This window comes from Rubellimicrobium mesophilum DSM 19309 (assembly GCF_000600335.2).
Lineage (GTDB): Bacteria > Pseudomonadota > Alphaproteobacteria > Rhodobacterales > Rhodobacteraceae > Rubellimicrobium > Rubellimicrobium mesophilum.
In genome coordinates, this window is the sequence record NZ_KK088559.1 from 20,568 (window position 1) to 36,806 (window position 16,239).

Consider the following 16,239-nt stretch of genomic DNA (forward strand, 5'->3'; position numbering starts at 1 on the left):
GGTCCCACGGTACAGGCGGGGACGCCGATGACCGTGCTAGGGAAAGGTCGCCCCGGGGCTCATATGTCCTCCGGGGCGGCTGACCCTGTTGCTTTCTCTAGCCTCAAGTATCCCGGGGGAGCGCGAAGCGCGGGGGCAGCGCCCCCATCGCGGTTCGCCCTCACCGCACCGGGTTGGTGTAGCTCATCCGCCGGACGGAGCCGGTCTTGCTCCGCATGAGCACGGTCTCGACGGTGATCGACTGGGGCGTGCGCTTCACGCCGGGGAGGAGCGACCCGTCCGTCACGCCGGTCGCGGCGAAGATCACGTCGCCGGTGACCATGTCGTCGCGGGTGTAGACGCGGTCGTAGTTGGTGATGCCGGCCTTCTTGGCGCGGCCCCGCTCGTCGTCGTTGCGGAAGAGGAGCTTGCCGAAGATCTGCCCGCCCATGCACTTGAGCGCGGCGGCGGCCAGCACCCCCTCGGGGGCGCCGCCCGAGCCCATGTACATGTCGATGCCGGTCTTCTCGGGCTCGGCGCAGTGCATGACGCCCGCGACGTCGCCGTCGGTGATGAGGCGCACCTTGGCCCCGGTGGCGCGGACCTCGGCGATCATGTCCTTGTGGCGCTCGCGGTCGAGGATGCAGACCGAGATGTCGCGGGTGGAGACGCCCTTGGCCGAGGCCAGCGCCGAGACGCGCTCCGAGGGGCTCATCGACAGCGTCACGACGCCGCGCTTGAAGCCGGGGCCGACGGCGAGCTTCTCCATGTAGACGTCGGGGGCGTGGAGGAGCGTGCCGCGCGGGGCCATCGCGACCACGGCGAGCGCGTTGGGCATGTCGCGGGCGGTGAGCGTCGTCCCCTCCAGCGGGTCGAGGGCGATGTCCACGGCAGGGCCCTGGCCCGAGCCCACCTCCTCGCCGATGAAGAGCATGGGCGCCTCGTCGCGCTCGCCCTCGCCGATCACCACCACGCCCGCGATGTCGAGGAGGTTGAGCTGGCGGCGCATCCCGTCCACGGCGGCCTGGTCGGCGGCCTTCTCGTCCCCCCGCCCGATGAAGTCGGCGCAGGCGATGGCCGCCGCCTCGGAAACCCGGGCCAGGCCCAGGGACAGCATGCGGTCGGAGAAGTCGGGGGTCGCGGCCATGAGTGGGTCCTTCCGTGGGGTCGTACCAGGGGTAGCCCGGCCTCGCGGGGGCGTGAAGGGTTGGTGGCGCTAACAGTTCGCAGGGCGGGAGTCTTTGTCGGACCGGGAGGGGGCCTGGACCGGGGGCTTGAGGACCGGACGTCCTTTGGATAGGACAGCCGGGCCGAAAAACGTCCGGCCGGTCAGGTTATCCCGGCCCCCGCCCCGTGGCGGGAGTTAGTCGATCTTCGAACCCACGGCGAAACCCCGAGGAACGGGGGGCCGTGGAGTCCGTCGCCGGTCTCCCATGCGCTCGATCGCCGCAAGAGGAGACAGCATGTCCAAGTCCATCGTCATCGTGGCGCAGGTTCTCATTTCCTGCATGATGGCCTTCCTGATGACCTTTATCTTCACCGCCGTGCCGATGGCCTTGGCGCCGGGCTGGGTCGGGGAATGGCTGCGCCGCTTCATCGTCGCCTGGCCGGTCGCCCTTGCCCTGTCGCTGGTCGTCGGACCCGTCGCGTTCCGCCTGGCCCCCCCCGTCGTGCGCGTCGCCACCCGGCTCGGGCGCGGGTCGGAGGGGTGGTCTTAGGACCCGCCGGCGATCCGGGCGGCCCGTCAGACCGCCTCGATCCGGATCGCGACGGGGCGGTCCACCATCACGCCGGTCTCCTCGAAGCCGCCCATGGCCTCGTCGAGGGCGGCGCGGGTGGTCTTGTGGGTGACGATGAGGACGGGGGCGGTGGCGTCCTCGTGGCCGTACTGGCGCATCCGGTCGATGGAGATGCCGGCGTCGCCCAGGACGCGCGCGACCTTGGCCAGCGCGCCCGGCTTGTCGAGGAGGTGGAGCCGCAGGTAGTAGGGCGCGGGGACCGCCGCCTTCGCGGGGCGGGCCTGCCGGAGCGTGCTCGCGGGCTGGCCGAAGGTGGGGAGGCGGTTGCCCCGCGCGATGTCCACGAGGTCGGAGAGGACGGCGGAGGCGGTCGGGCCCGCGCCGGCGCCGGGGCCGCGCAGGACGATCTGGCCCACGGCGTCGCCTTCCAGAACCACCATGTTGGTGCCGCCCTGGAGCTGGCCGAGCGCCGAGGTCGCGGGGACGAGGCAGGGCTGCATCCGCTGCTCCAGCCCGCGCCCGGTCATCTGCGCCACGCCCAGGAGCTTGATCCGGTAGCCCATGTCGCCCGCGCGGCGGACGTCCTCGATGGTGACGGCGGTGATGCCCTCGATCTCGACATGGTCGAAGTCCACCTGCGTCCCGAAGGCGATGGAGGACAGGAGCGAGAGCTTGTGCGCCGCGTCGATCCCGCCCACGTCGAGGTTCGGGTCGGCCTCGAGGTAGCCCAGCCGCGCGCATTCCTCGAAGAGCGCGTTGTAGCCCTGGCCCGTCTCCTCCATCCGGGTGAGGATGTAGTTGCAGGTGCCGTTCATCACGCCCATGACGCGGGTCATCTCGTTCCCCGCGAGGCCTTCGGTCAGCGCCTTGATGACGGGGATGCCGCCCGCGACGGCGGCCTCGAAGCGGATCAGGCGGCCGGACTGCTCGGCCTCCAAGGCGAGGGCCTGTCCGTGATGGGCGAGGAGGGCCTTGTTGGCCGTGACCACGTCCTTGCCCGTGGCGATGGCGGCCTCGAGCGCGTCCTTGGGCGCGCCCTCGTGGCCGCCCATCACCTCCACGAGGACGTCGAGGTCGGGGCGCTTCGCCAGCGCGACGGGGTCGTCCTCCCAGGCATAGGCGTCGAGGGGCACGCCCCGGTCCTTGGCGCGGTCGCGGGCGGAGACGGCGACGACCTCGATAGGGCGCCCGGAGCGGGCCGCGATCAGGTCGGGATGGGTCGAAAGGATCCGCAGCACGCCCGCCCCCACGGTGCCGAGACCGGCGATGCCGATGCGGAGGGGAGCGGACATGGCGGAAACCTCGCGTAAACAGGGAGTCCCGGGGCTGTTAGCCTGTCCGCCCGGTCATGGCAACGAAGCGCCCGCGTCGAGCCTCGCCCGCTCCTCCTCGGTGAGCACGCCGTCCCGCAGGGCCTCGGCCCGCGCCCGGAGATCCGCGAGGCGTCGGGCGTCGTCGCCGGTCGCGGGGGCGGGGAGGGCGGCGGCCTGGGCCTGGAGCCTCTCGGCCTCGGCCGCGAGCCCGGGCGCGAAGGCGGGCTGGGCGGGCAGCGAATCGGCCTGGGCCAGGAGGTCCCCGAGCGGCAGGAGCGGCGGCGGCACGGCAGCGCGCTCGGATTCGGGGATGCGGGCGTCGAGCGCGGGAAACTCCGCGCAGGCGGCGAGAAGGAGGAGGGGGAGGAAGGCGCGGCGCATGGGCGGGACCTTAGCCGCGCGGGGACCGGGCGGGAACACCCGCGCGGGCGCGGCTCCGTGACGCTGCGACCTTCAACGAATGTCAACCATTCGGCGCTATGTTCGGAGGCACGAAGCGATCAGGTGAGTCGCGGCCCGCGCGACCCCAAGGGGAGGACGACCATGAAGGACATCGTGATGCCGCCGCAGGAGCCGAGCTTCCGCGACTCCGTGGACCTGATGTATGCGCGCGCGGTGCGCTTCATGGACCTGCCGCCGGGGCTGGAGGAGAAGATCCGCGTCTGCAACGCCACCTACACGGTGCGCTTCGGGGTGCGGCTGCGGGGCGCGATCCACACCTTCACCGGGTATCGGAGCGTCCACAGCGAGCACATGGAGCCAGTGAAGGGCGGCATCCGCTACGCCATGAGCGTGGATCAGGACGAGGTGGAGGCGCTGGCGGCGCTGATGACCTACAAGTGCTCCCTGGTGGAGGTGCCCTTCGGCGGCTCCAAGGGCGGCCTTCGGATCGACCCGCGCCAGTGGGACGTGGACGAGCTCGAGCGCATCACCCGGCGCTTCACCTTCGAGCTCGCCAAGCGCGACCTAATCCATCCGGCGCAGAACGTCCCCGCCCCGGACATGGGCACGGGCGAGCGCGAGATGGCCTGGATCGCCGACGCCTACCGGCGGATGAACACCACCGACCTCAACGCCAACGCCTGCGTCACCGGCAAGCCGCTGAGCGCCGGCGGCATCCACGGCCGCGTGGAGGCGACGGGGCGCGGCATCCAGTTCGCGCTGCGGGAGTTCTTCCGCCACCCGGACGACGTGGCCAGGGCGCGCCTCTCCGGGGGGCTCGAGGGCAAGCGGGTCGTCGTGCAGGGGCTGGGGAACGTGGGCTATCACGCCGCCAAGTTCCTGTCCGAGGAGGACGGCGCCAGGATCGTCGGCCTGATCGAGAGGGACGGGGCGATCTGGTCGGACGCCGGCATCGACGTCGAGGTCGCGAAGCAGTGGCTCTCCCGCAACGGGACCCTCAAGGACTGCCCCGGGACGCGCTTCCACGAGGATGGGGCGACGGTGCTGGAGGCCGAGTGCGACATCCTGATCCCCGCCGCCCTGGAAGGGGTCATCCACAAGGGCAACGCCGGGCGCATCAAGGCCCCGCTCATCATCGAGGCGGCGAACGGGCCGGTGACGGCGGGCGGCGACGAGGTCCTGCGCGAGAGGGGCGTGGTGATCGTCCCCGACCTCTACGCCAACGCCGGCGGCGTGACGGTCAGCTACTTCGAATGGGTCAAGAACCTGAGCCACATCCGCTTCGGCCGGATGCAGCGCCGCGCCGAGGAGGCCGAGCACATGCTCCTCGTGCGCGAGATGGAGCGGCTGATCGAGGCGCAGGGGGGGACGGGGGCGCTGAGCCCCGGCTTCAAGCAGCAGTACCTGCGGGGGGCGGACGAGCTCGCGCTGGTGCGCTCGGGCCTCGACGACACGATGCGGACCGCCTACCAGTCCATGCGCGAGGTCTGGCACGCCCGGCCCGAGGTGGGGGACCTGCGCACGGCGGCCTATCTCGTGGCGATCGGGCGGGTGGCGGAAAGCTACAAGGCCAAGGGACTGTAGGCGCGAAACAGTCAGTTCGCGGTTTCACCCCGGCAAGGTCGCAGATTCGCCCTTTTTCCATGGTTACCGCAGGAAGGAAGGATTGGCCGGCCCGCCCCCGCCGGCGGCGCCCCAGGGAGGAAGTCTTGCCTTGCGTGCTCCGCTCGTCCGCCTGACCCGCTTCGCCAGCCGCTTCGCCCGGGACGAGGGGGGCGCCGTCACGGTCGAGGCGGTGCTCTGGATCCCGTTCTTCTTCTTCGTGCTGATGCTCATCACCGACACGTCGATGGCGTTCTTCAGCAAGGCGCAGGCCTATCGCCTCATCGAGACCTACAACCGGGGCTACGCGATCAACTCCTCGTGGAAGGCGACCGACACCGCGAGCGAGATCAAGAGGCAGTTCCGGGTCCAGTTCCCCAGGGCCAGCGACACCGACGTGACCGTGAGCTTCACCCCGAGCTCCGCGAACGGGACCGTCGCGACGAGCATCACCTACCCGGCCAAGGCGGTCGTCCTGTTCAACACGCTGAACGTGCTGGGCGGCTGGAAGATCACCGTCCAGGCCATGCAATACTTGGAAAGGCCAGTCTCGTGAGGGGCATCCTCCGCATCCTGGGGCGCTGGGCGAGGGGGTTCGCCCGCGACCAGGCGGGCTTCATCACCGTCCAGAACCTGTTCCTCACCGTGGCCTGCTGTGCGGTCGGGGCCGCCGGCCTGGACGTGACGGGCCTCTACCAGGCCCGGACGCAGCTCCAGGTCGCGGCCGACACCGCGGCCCACGCGGCGCTCTACAGCATGTACCAGGGCAAGACCGCCGAGCAGGCCAAGGACGCGGCGGTCGGCGTGGCGAACTACGCCACCGGCGGCGCCAACGCCACCGTCGGTCCTTACGGCACCGTGCTGGAACGGTCCGACATCGTCTTCGGCACCTGGAACATGAACACCGCCACCTTCACGCGCCTTCCGGCCACGAGCACGGACATGCCCACGGCGGTGGCGGTCACGACCAACCGCGCGGGCGACAACCCGGTGGGGAGCTTCCTGTTCCGGATCGTGGGCATCACCCAGATGGACGTGAGCGCCCTGGCCATCTACAGCGTGACGGGCGACCCCTGCGCCACGATGCAGGGCCTGTTCGGCGTCCTTCAGGTCTCGGCGAACGGGAACAACAACTACTCCAACGGAATCTGCGTCCACTCGCAGGACGAGGTGGATCTGCAGGCCAACAACGACTTCACCAAGGACTCCGTGGTCTCGGCCCCGAACAAGGCGGACATCACCTGCGGCAACGGTTGCGACAACTTCGAGCTGGTCAAGCGCAGCGAGAATCGCGACCTGGAGCCCTGGCTCTCGCCCATTCGGCCCGTCGCCAGCGAAACGCCGGAAATCCTGCTGGGGCAGGTCAGGACCGTGGTCGGGAGCGCGCGCCTCAATAGCTGGCTGACCACGACCGAGATTCAATCCTACCTCGGCGGATACGACATCACGCCCTCCAGCCTGGTGGCGGGACGGGCGACCTACATCGGTTGCACGTCCGGCGGAACCCTTCGCCTCGGGGCGGACAAGAAGGGTTCGACCGTCCTCGACACCTTCAGCAACGTCGTGCTGCTGACGAACTGCAAGATCGACATGAAGGGCGTGACCTTCAGCAATGCGGTCGTCTACACCACCAACACCTCCGGGGTGGACAAGCATCCGGCCGACGCGTCGGTGAGCATCGACAACGGCGCGGACGGCGTGACCCTGGGCACGGACACCACCTGCAGCGGCAATGGCTATGCCGCGATCCTGACCCGGGGGGCTTCCATGGCGCGGCCGGCGTCACGTTCCGGGGCGGCGAGCTGCGCGCGCTGAAGGTGGTCAAGACGGAGTCCCACTTCGACGGCAAGGGGGTGAGCATCATCGCCGGCGGGGAGATCAACCTGGCGAGCAACAGCAACCTCACGGCCTGTCCTCCTCCACCGGGTGCGCCGCCCACGGCCATGAACTACCTGCTCGTCCGCTGAGCCGGAGCGGCCGTTGTCTCGTCGCGCGCCCGGGTCCTCCGGCCCGGGCGCTTGCGTTCGGGGCCCGGGCGCGGCACGATCCGGCGAGGGGGGATGGGTCTCATGCGCTATTCGGGCGTTCGCCTGATCCGGGAAGGGCTGACCGGCAACCGGGGCTGGACTCGTGCGTGGCGCGATCCGGTGCCGAGGGCCGAGTATGACGCCATCGTCATCGGAGGCGGCGGGCACGGGCTCTCCACCGCCTATTACCTCGCGAAGAACCATGGCATCGCCAACGTCGCGGTGCTGGAGAAGGGCTATCTCGGCGGCGGCAACGTCGGGCGCAACACCACCATCGTGCGGGCCAACTACTTCCTGCCGGGGAATTCGGAGTTCTACTCGCATTCGCTCAAGCTCTGGGAGGGGCTGGAGCGGGAGCTGAACTACAACGTGATGCACTCGCAGCGGGGGCTCATCAACCTGTTCCACTCGGACGGGCAGAGGGACGCCTTCGTGCGGCGCGGCAACGCCATGGCGGCGCAGGGCGACGACGCGGTGCTGCTGGACCGCGAGGGGGTGCGGGAGCATCTGCCGTATCTGGACTTCGAGCAGGCGCGGTTTCCCATATACGGCGGGCTGTATCATCCGAGGGGCGGAACGGCGCGGCACGACGCGGTGGCCTGGGGCTATGCCCGCGGGGCGGACCGGCGCGGGGTGGACCTGATCCAGAACTGCGAGGTCACGGGGATCGACATCGAGAACGGCGTGGTCCGGGGCGTGCGGACCTCGCGGGGGGCGATCCGGGCGCGGAAGGTCGCCATCGTGGTCGCCGGGCGGTCCTCGCAGGTGGCCGCCATGGCCGGGATGCGGCTGCCGATCGAGAGCCATGTGCTCCAGGCCTTCGTGACCGAGGGGCTGAAGCCGGTGATCGACCATGTCGTGAGCTTCGGCATGGGGCACTTCTACATCTCGCAGAGCGACAAGGGCGGGCTGGTCTTCGGCGGCGACCTCGACTTCTACGCGAGCTACGCAGGCAGAGGGAACCTGCCGATGGTCGAGCACGTGATGGAAGCTGGCATGACGCTGATGCCGATGATCGGCCGGGCGCGGGTGCTGAGGTCCTGGGGCGGTATCATGGACATGAGCCCGGATGGCTCGCCCATCATCGACAGGACCCATGTCGAGGGGCTCTTCCTCAACTGCGGGTGGAACTATGGGGGGTTCAAGGCGGTCCCGGCCTCGGGGTGGTGCCTCGCGCACCTGATGGCGACGGGGCAGCCGCACGAGGTGGCGAGCCGGTTCCGGCTGGATCGGTTCGCGACCGGGCGGGGACTGATGGACGAAGAAGGGACGGGGGCGCAGCATTCGCTGCACTGAGGGGACCGCCATGAACAAGACGCGAGAGCTAGAAATTCGCCCGATTGTGGAATATACTTCCTTGCAGTATGCCGGCGAATATACGCACAATCACAGCATTCTCGACGACCAAAACAACATGCAATATTGGCTGGATGTTATCGCCGACCTAAAGACGAGCAATGGCCTGTATATCTTTTACGATAGTTCCACCGCCCCTGTTTACGTGGGCATCGCACGCGGTCAGTTTATCTGGAAGCGCTGCAATCAATCTTACAACGAATTTAGGGCGAGGGGGCGGCAGATCCTGAAAGTAGACCACCCAACCACCGAGGGTGGGCGATACGTCAAGGATCGTCCTCGGCGCATCTACCGTGCGGACTTGGCTTTGAAGAACATAGCAACGTACTTTTCTGCTTACGCTGTCAGCAAAGAACATATTGGTGGACTTGAGGCTTTTGCAATCCGAGCCTTTGGTGGCAACTTGATGAACGTCCGAATGGAGGGGCGTGGCGGGTTCGGACTTCCAACATTCCAGGCTGAAGAGGTCCCGGAAGAGTGAGAGTGACCTGCCCCTTCTGCGGCGAGAGGGATCGCCGGGAGTTCACCGTGCAGGGGGACGAGACGTCGCTGCACCGGCCCGAGCGGGATGCGGGGGCGGAGGCCTGGCACGACTACGTGCACCTGCGGGACAACCCGGCGGGGCGGCTGCGGGAGATGTGGTATCACGATCCCTGCGGCGCGTGGCTCGTGGTGGAGCGGGATACGGTGACGCACGCCGTTCACGGGACGGCGCTCGCGCGGGGGTCTCGCGGTGAGGGTCGGTGGCAAGGGGCTCACTCAGGGCGCGCGGTCGGTCGGGTTCACCTTCGACGGCGTGGACTATACCGGGGTCGAGGGGGACACGCTGGCCTCGGCCCTGATGGGGGAGGGGGTGCGGCTGGTGGCGCGCTCCTTCAAGTACCATCGGCCGAGGGGGGTGCTGAGCGCGGGCTCGGAGGAGCCGAACGCGCTGGTGACGGTCGAGGGCGTGCCCAACACGCGGGCGACCGTGCAGGAGGTCTGGGACGGGATGGCAGCGCGGAGCCAGAACGCGCGGCCCCGGCTCTCCTTCGACGTGCTGGGGGTGAATGACCTCCTGAGCCCGTTCCTGGGGGCGGGGTTCTACTACAAGACCTTCATGTGGCCGCGCGCCTTCTGGGAGCGGCTCTACGAGCCGGTGATCCGGCGGGCGGCGGGGCTCGGGGCGCTGACCGGCAAGGCGGACGACGCGCCGTTCGAGAAGGCCTGGGCCTTCTGCGACCTCCTGGTGATCGGGGCGGGCCCCACGGGGCTCATGGCGGCGCTGGTCGCGGGGCGCGCGGGGGCGGACGTGATCCTGGCCGACGAGGGGTCGCGGATGGGCGGGCGTGCGCTCGCCGAGACGGACCGGATCGGAGGGCAGGCGCCGCATCTCTGGGCCGAGGGGGTGCTGGAGGAGCTGCGCGAGATGCCGAACGTGCGGCTGATGCCGCGCACGACCGTGACGGGGGCCTATGACGGCGGGACCTACGGAGCGGTCGAGCGGGTCGGGCTGCACCTCGCGCCGCGCGAGCATCGGCCGCAGGAGTGCTTCTGGCGGATCGTGGCCACGCGGGCGGTGCTGGCGGCGGGGGCCATCGAGAGGCCGCTCGCCTTCCCGGACAACGACCGGCCGGGGGTGATGCTGGCGGGTTCGGTGCGGGCCTACCTGAACCGCTGGGGCGTGGTGCCGGGGCCGAGGATCGCGGTCTATGGCAACAACGACGACGCGCACCGGACGGCGCGGGACCTCGCCGCCGCCGGGCTGCAGGTCGCGGCGCTGATCGACACGCGGGAGGGGGTGACCCTGACGGGCGCGCCGTTCCCGGTGCTCTCGGGCGCGCGGGTGACGGGGACCAAGGGGCGGCTCGGGCTGCGGTCGGTCACGGTGGCGGGCCCGGATGGCCGGCGGGAGTTCGAGGTGGACGGGCTCGCGGTGTCGGGGGGCTGGTCGCCCTCGGTGCACCTGACCTGCCACATGGGCGGGCGGCCGGTCTGGGACGAGGGCGTGCAGGGCTTCGTCCCGCGCGAGGGGGCGGTGCCGGGGCTGGTCGCGGCGGGCGCGGCGGCGGGGCGGTTTTCGACGGCGGAGTGCCTGAGGGACGGGGCGAGCGCGGCGGGGGCGGCGCTGGCCGACCTGGGGCTCGCGGTCCCGGAGGTGGAGATGCCGGACGCCGAGGGGGCCCGGGCCGCCGTGGGGGTCTATCCGGTGGGCGACGGCGCCAAGCAGTTCGTGGACTTCCAGAACGACGTGACGGTGAAGGACATCCGGCTGTCGGCGCAGGAGGGGTTCCAGAGCGTCGAGCACATGAAGCGCTACACGACGCTCGGCATGGCGACGGACCAGGGCAAGACGGCGAACGTGCCCGCCATCGCGGTGCTCTCGGAGACGCTGGGGAGCCCCATCGCCTCGACCGGGACGACGACCTTCCGTCCGCCCTTCGTGCCCGTGTCCATCGCGGCCTACGGCGCGGGCGGGCAGGGCGTGGGCTTCGCGCCGCAGCGGTTCACGACCTCGCACGAGGCGTCTGTCCAGCGCGGCGCGCCCATGGTCGAGGCGGGGCTCTGGTATCGGCCCTCCTACTTTCCCCGGCCGGGGGAACTCACCTGGCGGCAGAGCTGCGACCGCGAGGTGCTGATGGTGCGGAACGCGGTCGGCGTCTGCGACGTGAGCACGCTGGGCAAGATCGACATCCAGGGGCCGGACGCCGGCGCATTCCTTGATTTCCTGTATGCGAACACCTTCTCGACGCTGCCGGTGGGCAAGGTGCGTTACGGGCTCATGCTGCGCGAGGACGGGTTCGTGCTGGACGACGGCACGACCGCGCGGCTGGGCGAGAGCCATTACGTGATGACGACCACGACCGCCTTTGCCGGGGCGGCGATGCGGCATCTGGACTTCGTGGCGCAGGTGCTGCGGCCGGAGCTGGACGTGCAGGCGGTCTCGGTGACGGAGCAGTGGGCGCAGTTCTCGCTCGCCGGGCCGAGGTCGCGGGAGCTCTTGCAAGGGTTCGTGGACGCGGACCTGTCGGATGCCGCCTTGCCCTACATGGGGTGCCTGGAGGCGACCGTGATGGGGGTTCCGGGCGGGTGTTCCGCATCAGCTTCTCGGGCGAGCGGGCCTACGAGGTCGCGGTGCCGGCGCGGTACGGGGCGTCGCTGCATCGGCTCTTGGTGGCGCAGGCGGAGACGCTGGGCGGCGGTCCGTATGGGATGGAGGCGCTGAACGTCCTGCGGATCGAGAAGGGCTTCATCACCCACGCCGAGATCCACGGGCGGGTGACGGCCTTCGACATCGGGATGGACCGGATGGTGTCGAAGGCGAAGGACTGCCTGGGCTGGGCGTCCTCGTGGCGGCCGGGGCTCTTGGAGGAGGACCGGGAGCAGCTCGTGGGCCTGAGGCCGGTGGCGCGGACGGGGCAGCTCACGGCGGGGGCGCATCTCTACGGGCGCGACGACGCGGCCACGCGGGTGAACGGGCAGGGCTATGTCACCTCGGCCGGATGGTCGCCCACGCTGGACGGGCCGCTGGCGCTCGGGTTCCTGAAGAGGGGGCGGGCGCGGCACGGGGAGGTCGTGCGGCTCGTGGACGCGATGCGGTCGGTCGAGACTCTGTGCGAGGTCTGCGACCCGGTGTTCCTGGACCCCGAGGGAGGGCGGATGCGTGGCTAGGCTCTTGGCGACGACGCCCTGCGCGGGGCTGGACCTGCCGATGACCATTGGCGGCGCGAGGCTGTCCGAGGTGGAGCTTGGGCCGGTGACCTCCATCGCGCCGTTCGCGGGGCGGGCGGAGGAGGTGGAGGCGAGGCTCGGGGCGGCGCTGCCGCCGCCAGGGCGGGTTGGCGCGGCGGACGGCGGGCGGCTGCTCTGGACCGGGCCGGGGCGGGCGTTGCTGGTCGGTTGCGCGGCGCCGGACCTCCGGGGTCTCGCCGCCGTGGTGGAGCAGGGGGACGGGATGGCGGGCGTCCTCTTGGAGGGCGCGGCAGCGCGGGAGGTGCTGGCGCGGCTGGTGCCGCTGGACCTGCGGGATCGCGCGTTCCCGGAGGGCGCGACGGCGCGGACGCTGCTGGTCCACATGGCGGTGACGCTGACGCGCGTGGGGGCGGAGAGCTTCGAGATCATCGCGATGCGGAGCATGGCCGCGACGCTGGTGCGCGAGGTCGCGGAGGCGATGCGGCACGTCGCTGCGCGGGCGTAGGGTGGGTGGTTCTCGGCGGCACGCGGAAGTTCACCCACCAGCCACCGAGGATGGTGGGTGAACCTCGGCCTTGCCGAGAACCACCCACCCTACGGGACCGACAGGTGGCGGACTGAAGCCCGCCCTACGGCGTGGTCCCCGGGGTGCCCCCGATCACATCCCCGATCCGGCCGCCGTTCCGGCCAGCAGCGTCGCGTTGCCGCCCGCCGCGGTGGTGTCGATGCAGACGTGGCGCTCGTGCAGGACCTGCTCGGGCGTGGGGCGGCCGAGGATCAGGGAGAGGATCGCGCCGGGGCGGGCGGCGAGGGCCTGCTCATAAGCGCGCGCGGTCGCCTCGTCGCCCCACGAGACCGCGCCGCCGAGGGGGGCGAGCCAGTTGAGCGCCTCCGACGGAACGGTGCCGGTGACCTCCACCGCCGTGCCACCGGCGGCGCGAACCGCCTCGGACTGGGCTTGGGCGGCCTCGGGACCGGGGCCGAGGCAGAGGATCGGGTCGCGGGATCGGAGCGAGAGGCGGTTCGACTCGCCGGTGGGGCCGGGCATCTGTTGGGGCTCGGCCGGGGAGGCGCCAAGGGCGGCTTCGGCGGCGAAGGTCAGGGCTCGGTCGAGGGCGCGGGTGTCGGCCTCGCGGTCCCAGGTGCCGGGGTGGGTCTCGCGGCGGAGGACTCCGAACCTCGGCAGGTAGTGGGGGCCGCCCGCCTTGGGGCCGGTGCCGGAGAGGCCTTCGCCGCCGAAGGGCTGGGAACCCACCACCGCGCCGATCTGGTTGCGGTTGATGTAGAGGTTGCCCGCCTTCACCCGGTCCACCACCTGCTGGACGCGGTCGTCGATGCGCGAGTGGAAGCCGAAGGTCAGGCCCATGCCGGTGGCGTTGATCGCGTCGAGCACCCGGTCCAGGTCGGCGGCCTTGTAGGTCGCGACGTGGAGGACGGGGCCGAAGACCTCGCGCTCGATGGCCTCGATGCCGGGGACGCGGATCACCGTAGGGGCGACGAAGGTGCCGCTGGTCGGGACGGGGACCTCGGCGATCACGCGGCCCTCGGCGCGGGCCTTCTGGACGTGGCTGAGGATGGTGTCGCGGGCCTGCGTGTCGATGACGGGGCCGAGGTCGGTCGAAAGGTCCCAGGGGTTGCCGGGGCGAAGCTCGGCCATGGCGCCCCTGAGCATCTCCAGCACCGGCTCGGCCACCTCCTCCTGCAGGTAGAGGCAGCGGAGCGCCGAGCAGCGCTGGCCGGCGGAGCGGAAGGCGCCGGTGACGATGTCGCGGACGGCCTGCTCGGGGAGGGCGGTGGAGTCGACGACCATGGCATTGATGCCGCCGGTCTCGGCGATCAGGGGGCGGCCAGGGACGGCGGCCATGGCCTGCCGGATGCGCTGGGCCGTCGCCGTCGAGCCGGTGAAGGCCACGCCGGAGAGGCGGGGGTCGCTGGTCAGGGCCGCGCCCGTTTCCGCGCCGCCGGGGAGGAGTTGCAGCGCCGTCCGGGGGACGCCGGCCTCGTGGAGCCACCGGACGGCGCGGGCGGCGATCAGCGGCGTCTGGGGGGCGGGTTTCGCCAGGACGGCGTTGCCCATGACGAGGGCCGCCGCGATCTGGCCGGTGAAGATGGCCAGCGGGAAGTTCCAGGGGCTGATGCAGGCCCAGAGGCCGTTGCCGGCTTCGGGCTGGGTGCGCTCGGCCTCGGCGGCGTAGTAGCGGAGGAAGTCCACGGCCTCGCGCAACTCGCCCACGGCGTCGGCCAGGGTCTTGCCGGCCTCGCGGGCGACGATGGCCAGGACCTCGCCCTCGTTGGCCTCGTAGAGGTCGGCGGCCTTGCGGAGGATGGCGGCGCGATCGGAAAGGGGAGCGTCCCAGGGGCGGGCCTGCTCGATGGCGCGGGCGACGGTGGCGGCGTCGGCCTCGGTGACCTGGCCGACCGGGGCGCCGGTGGCGGGCTCCGTAAGGGGGCGGGTCGGGCCGGTGCCCTCGCCTTCGGCGAGGATCGGGGCGGCGGTCCAGGTGGTGTCGCGGAAGGCACCGCGCTCGGCGTCGAGCATGGCGAGCGTCGGGCGGTCAGTGAGGTCGCGGCCCCGGGAGTTCTGGCGGGACGGCTGGAAGAGCTCGGGGCCGGTGGGGATCGCGCGGCGGGGCTGGGCCTCGAAGGGGTCGCGGACGACCTCCTCGGGGGGGACGGCCTCGTTGACGATCTGGTTCACGAAGGAGGAGTTGGCGCCGTTCTCAAGGAGCCGCCGAACGAGGTAGGCGAGGAGGTCGCGGTGCGCGCCGACGGGGGCGTAGATGCGCAGGCCCGTCCCTTCCGTCGCGCGGTTGAGGTCGTGGAGCGCCTCGCCCATGCCGTGAAGGCGCTGGAACTCGTAGGCTGTTGCGGGGAGTCCCATGGCCTTGGCCATGTGGAGGATGGCGGCGACGGTATGGGCGTTGTGGGTGGCGAACTGCGGGTAGATGCGGTCGGTGAGCGACAGGAGCTTGCGGGCGTTGGCGATGTAGCTCACGTCCGTCGAGGTCTTGGAGGTGAAGACCGGGAAGTCGCTCAGGCCCTCGACCTGTGCGCGTTTGATCTCGGCATCCCAATAGGCGCCCTTCACAAGGCGCAGCATGATGCGGCGGTCGAGCGTCTGGGCCAGCGCGTGCAGCCAGTCGATGACCTGGCCGGCGCGGCGGCCGTAGGCCTGGACCACGACGCCGAAGCCGTCCCAGCCCTTGAGACCGGGGTCGCGGAGCACCGCCTCGATCACGTCGAGCGAGAGGGACAGGCGGTCGGCCTCCTCCGCGTCGATGTTGAGGCCCATGCCGGCGGCCTTGGCGAGGTGGCAGAGCGAGCCGAGGCGGGGAACCAACTCGGCCATGACGCGGTCGTGCTGCGCCTCCTCGTAGCGGGGGTGCAGGGCGGAGAGCTTGACGCTGATGCCGGGGTTCGCGGCGACCGATCCCCTGGTGCAGTCCTGCGCGATGGCGCTGATCGCTCGGGAGTAGCTGAGGTGGTAGGCGCGAGCGTCGGCCTCGGTCCGCGCGGCCTCGCCCAGCATGTCGTAGCTGTAGGTGACGCCCTTGTTCTCCTGCGTCTTGGCGCGGGCGCGGGCGGCGTCGATGGTCTCGCCCAGCACGAACTGGCGGCCCATCTCCTTCATGGCGCGACCGACGGCGGCGCGGATCACGGGCTCTCCCAGGCGGCGGACGGCGCCGCGCAGGTGGCCGACGATGCCGGGAGGCGCGTCGTCAAGGACCTTGCCGGTCAGCATCAGGCCCCAGGTGGAGGCGTTGACGAGCGAGGAGGCGGAGCGGCCGAGGTGCCGGCCCCAGTCGGAGGGGGCGATCTTGTCCTCGATGAGGGCGTCGATGGTGGGGGCGTCGGGGACGCGGAGGAGCGCCTCGGCGAGGCACATGAGCGCCACGCCCTCGCCGGTCGAGAGGCCGTATTCGGCGAGGAAGACCTCCATCAGGCCGGGGCGGCTCTCGGCCCGGATGGCGCGGACGAGCTGGGCGGCCTGGGTGCCGATGGCGGCGCGGGCCTCGGGCGAAAGCTGGGCCTCCTCGCGCAGGCGGGCGAGCAGGGGGGCCTCGGGGGCGAGGGTGCCGGCGTCGATGGCGGCGCGGAGGGGGGCGAGGTCGGAGGCGGAGAGGAGGGCGTGGCGGGTCATGGTCGGCG

10 protein-coding genes and 3 pseudogenes are annotated in these 16,239 nt (G+C 71.0%); 9 read left to right on the plus strand and 4 right to left on the minus strand.

What is annotated here, in order from left to right:
- Window positions 1–160: 160 nt before the first annotated feature.
- Window positions 161–1,126: a class II fructose-bisphosphatase gene (gene glpX / locus RUMESO_RS06315; RefSeq protein ID WP_037278993.1), complete on the minus strand. Its 966-nt coding sequence runs from the start codon at window positions 1,124–1,126 to the stop codon at window positions 161–163.
- A gap of 316 nt (window positions 1,127–1,442) precedes the next feature.
- Here glpX and RUMESO_RS06320 point away from each other — a divergent pair, with 316 nt between their 5' ends.
- Window positions 1,443–1,697: a DUF2798 domain-containing protein gene (locus RUMESO_RS06320; protein WP_037278995.1), complete on the plus strand. Its 255-nt coding sequence runs from the start codon at window positions 1,443–1,445 to the stop codon at window positions 1,695–1,697.
- 26 nt (window positions 1,698–1,723) lie between these two features.
- Here RUMESO_RS06320 and RUMESO_RS06325 read toward each other — a convergent pair whose 3' ends face one another.
- Together RUMESO_RS06325 and RUMESO_RS06330 are read right to left on the minus strand one after the other, a co-directional pair.
- Entirely contained in the window at window positions 1,724–3,010 is a 1,287-nt protein-coding gene (locus tag RUMESO_RS06325) for a homoserine dehydrogenase (protein ID WP_037278997.1), read from the minus strand.
- Window positions 3,011–3,064: 54 nt separating this feature from the next.
- On the minus strand, window positions 3,065–3,412 hold the full coding sequence (locus RUMESO_RS06330; RefSeq protein WP_037278999.1) for a hypothetical protein: 348 nt from the start codon (window positions 3,410–3,412) through the stop codon (window positions 3,065–3,067).
- A 162-nt stretch (window positions 3,413–3,574) separates the two neighbouring features.
- Here RUMESO_RS06330 and RUMESO_RS06335 point away from each other — a divergent pair, with 162 nt between their 5' ends.
- The 8 genes and pseudogenes from RUMESO_RS06335 to RUMESO_RS06360 all read left to right on the plus strand — a co-directional run bounded on the left by RUMESO_RS06335 (window position 3,575) and on the right by RUMESO_RS06360 (window position 12,595).
- The gene (locus RUMESO_RS06335; RefSeq protein ID WP_037279001.1) at window positions 3,575–5,017 is read left to right on the plus strand and encodes a Glu/Leu/Phe/Val family dehydrogenase; all 1,443 of its coding nucleotides are present in this window, start codon (window positions 3,575–3,577) and stop codon (window positions 5,015–5,017) included.
- Between the two features lie 130 nt (window positions 5,018–5,147).
- On the plus strand, window positions 5,148–5,591 hold the full coding sequence (locus RUMESO_RS06340; protein ID WP_037279004.1) for a TadE/TadG family type IV pilus assembly protein: 444 nt from the start codon (window positions 5,148–5,150) through the stop codon (window positions 5,589–5,591).
- Window positions 5,592–5,680: 89 nt separating this feature from the next.
- Window positions 5,681–7,002, plus strand: a pseudogene (locus tag RUMESO_RS06345) (pilus assembly protein TadG-related protein).
- A gap of 102 nt (window positions 7,003–7,104) precedes the next feature.
- Window positions 7,105–8,358 carry a sarcosine oxidase subunit beta family protein gene (locus RUMESO_RS06350; protein WP_037279007.1) on the plus strand — a complete coding sequence of 418 codons (1,254 nt, stop codon included), beginning with the start codon at window positions 7,105–7,107 and terminating at the stop codon, window positions 8,356–8,358.
- A gap of 10 nt (window positions 8,359–8,368) precedes the next feature.
- Window positions 8,369–8,899 carry a hypothetical protein gene (locus tag RUMESO_RS24960; protein WP_156362710.1) on the plus strand — a complete coding sequence of 177 codons (531 nt, stop codon included), beginning with the start codon at window positions 8,369–8,371 and terminating at the stop codon, window positions 8,897–8,899.
- A 2-nt stretch (window positions 8,900–8,901) separates the two neighbouring features.
- Window positions 8,902–9,120: pseudogene (locus RUMESO_RS23985) on the plus strand (sarcosine oxidase subunit delta); the annotation flags it as partial.
- A 31-nt stretch (window positions 9,121–9,151) separates the two neighbouring features.
- Window positions 9,152–12,069, plus strand: a pseudogene (locus RUMESO_RS06355) (sarcosine oxidase subunit alpha family protein).
- Window positions 12,062–12,595 carry a sarcosine oxidase subunit gamma gene (locus RUMESO_RS06360; protein ID WP_037279008.1) on the plus strand — a complete coding sequence of 178 codons (534 nt, stop codon included), beginning with the start codon at window positions 12,062–12,064 and terminating at the stop codon, window positions 12,593–12,595. The pseudogene RUMESO_RS06355 and the gene RUMESO_RS06360 overlap by 8 nt, the downstream one beginning before the upstream one ends.
- 153 nt (window positions 12,596–12,748) lie before the next feature.
- On the opposite strand, the gene putA is transcribed toward RUMESO_RS06360, so the two are convergent.
- Window positions 12,749–16,231 (minus strand): bifunctional proline dehydrogenase/L-glutamate gamma-semialdehyde dehydrogenase PutA, encoded by a 3,483-nt coding sequence (putA, locus tag RUMESO_RS06365; protein ID WP_037279009.1) that lies wholly within the window; start codon window positions 16,229–16,231, stop codon window positions 12,749–12,751.
- Window positions 16,232–16,239 lie beyond the last annotated feature (8 nt).